The sequence below is a fragment of the Archaeoglobus sp. genome (assembly GCF_017656475.1).
In the GTDB taxonomy this organism is placed as follows: domain Archaea; phylum Halobacteriota; class Archaeoglobi; order Archaeoglobales; family Archaeoglobaceae; genus Archaeoglobus.
In genome coordinates, this window is the sequence record NZ_JACDNT010000086.1 from 1 (window position 1) to 1,735 (window position 1,735).

Here is a 1,735-nt window from a genome sequence, read left to right on the forward strand (position 1 = left end):
GGGAAAAGAGGGTACTGCAGAGGTTGGCTGAGATGTGATTTGGTAAGGACCCTAAGTTTATAGTGATTGCATGCTTTGCTGTTGGTATGGGGGCAGCTTTAACACCCGTGGGCGAGCCCCTGTCAACCATAGCAATAAGAAAACTCGGGGCCGACTTCTTCTACCTGTTAAACCTCCTCGGCCACTACATTATTCCCGGAGTGGTGGTTCTCGGAGCACTTGCAGCTTACAGGGTTGGGAGGGGGGATGTTGGTAGCATAGAAATTCCAGCATACGCGGAATCGCTGAGAACCGTTGTGGTGAGGGCTGTGAGAGTTTACGTCTTCATCGCAGCCTTAGAACTGCTTGGCTCTGGCTGCGCTCCGCTGATAGTCTGGTACATCTCTAAAGTCCCTCCCGAGGCTCTTTACTGGATAAACACCATCTCAGCCTTCCTCGACAACGCAACGCTGACAGCAGCAGAGATAAGCCCAGCCCTCACCGAGTTCCAAGTTAAGAGTGCCATCATGGGCCTGATAATCTCCGGAGGTATGCTCATACCCGGAAACATACCGAACATCGTGGCAGCAGCGAGGATGAGAATAACGATGACGGAGTGGGCCAAAATCGGCGTCCCGCTTGGGGCAATGATAATGGCAGTATACTTCGCTCTCATGTATATCGCTGGAGTTTGATGTATTTTGATTGACAATGTTTTTACAGATGGTCTCAGCAATTTTTAATATGGTCATTCTGGCAGATGTTGATAGCTCGGAAAAGTCAGAACAAGTAGTCAAATTTGGCATTGAAGGGGCAAAGCTTAGGAGTGAGAAGCTAATCTTGGTACACCGCATAGAGCATATTCAATGGCCGAGAATACTTGAAGACGACATCAAGGAGATTGATGTTCAAGCAGGAGAGAAATTGCTCTTTAACTTTGCCCCCAAGGCTATAGAACAGGGTGTTGAATGTGAGCATTCTTGTGAAAGAAATTAGAGATCCAGGGAAGAGCATCGTCAAGGTTGCTAGTGAAATAAAGCCCACGCTCGTAGTTATCGGAGTGAGAGAATGTAGCCCAGCAGGAAAAATTCTGTTTGGCAGTTCTGCTGAGCACTAATACTGCATGTGAGGGATCAGTGGTTTGTGTGAAAATAAATAAGTTCTGGCCGAGGTGTAGCATGCCTAAAGCTGTAGAAGATGCAGTTGTGGAAATCTCGAATTTGGCTCGTGAGATAAAATTCTTCGACTTGCCCACCTACATCTTCGCCACAAGAGCCCTTGAGATGGAGCTTCTGAAGATCATCGAGGCGAGAGATCCGGAGGACGTCCAGACTGTTCTTAATGTCACGAGACTCATCGATTCCACAATCCTTAACGCCCTAAGACATCTCTATCCGTTCCTACTCTTGCTGGAAGCAAAAGAGGGGTTGCAGGCTGGGGAGCGTGTTCTCAAACTCATAACTGGGATCGAGATGATGCAAGTAGAACTCGACAGGCTAATCTTGAACGATGCAATAAACGGTAGAATGGATGAGGTTTACGACGAGTTGCTAAAAATGCTAATTAGGGGTATGCTCGTGAGTGACGAAGATCTCTTGAAGCCCAGAAAATAATGGGTTTGAAAATTATGAGCAGATCTGGTAATGTGATTAATCTGCGGTACGAAAGTACTACTACAAAAAAGAAAAATAAACAATTCAAACTCTCTCCACAACCATGGCCATCCCCTGCCCTCCACCGATGCAGAGCGATGCCA

Annotated in this window: 4 protein-coding genes; all 4 read left to right on the plus strand. The window is 47.0% G+C overall.

The genetic code is table 11. The annotated features are described in order from the left end of the window. Positions 1–62: 62 nt before the first annotated feature. The 4 genes from H0Z19_RS11930 (at position 63) to H0Z19_RS11945 (ending at position 1,592) form a co-directional block, all read left to right on the plus strand. A complete protein-coding gene (locus H0Z19_RS11930) occupies positions 63–674 on the plus strand; it encodes a DUF1646 family protein (protein ID WP_290726913.1) in 612 nt (203 codons plus the stop codon). Between the two features lie 49 nt (positions 675–723). Continuing rightward, the gene (locus tag H0Z19_RS11935; protein ID WP_290726915.1) at positions 724–975 is read left to right on the plus strand and encodes a hypothetical protein; all 252 of its coding nucleotides are present in this window, start codon (positions 724–726) and stop codon (positions 973–975) included. Then, complete coding sequence (locus H0Z19_RS11940; protein ID WP_290726918.1) at positions 950–1,096, plus strand: universal stress protein; 147 nt, start codon at positions 950–952, stop codon at positions 1,094–1,096. Before H0Z19_RS11935 ends, H0Z19_RS11940 begins: the two co-directional genes overlap by 26 nt. 61 nt (positions 1,097–1,157) lie before the next feature. Then, positions 1,158–1,592 (plus strand): hypothetical protein, encoded by a 435-nt coding sequence (locus H0Z19_RS11945; RefSeq protein WP_290726920.1) that lies wholly within the window; start codon positions 1,158–1,160, stop codon positions 1,590–1,592. Positions 1,593–1,735 lie beyond the last annotated feature (143 nt).

Bases quoted from the DNA above. Each gene is read 5' to 3' on its own strand.
- H0Z19_RS11935 (WP_290726915.1), top strand. From the start codon at position 724: ATGGTCATTCTGGCAGATGTTGATAGCTCGGAAAAGTCAGAACAAGTA.
- H0Z19_RS11945 (WP_290726920.1), top strand. From the start codon at position 1,158: ATGCCTAAAGCTGTAGAAGATGCAGTTGTGGAAATCTCGAATTTGGCT.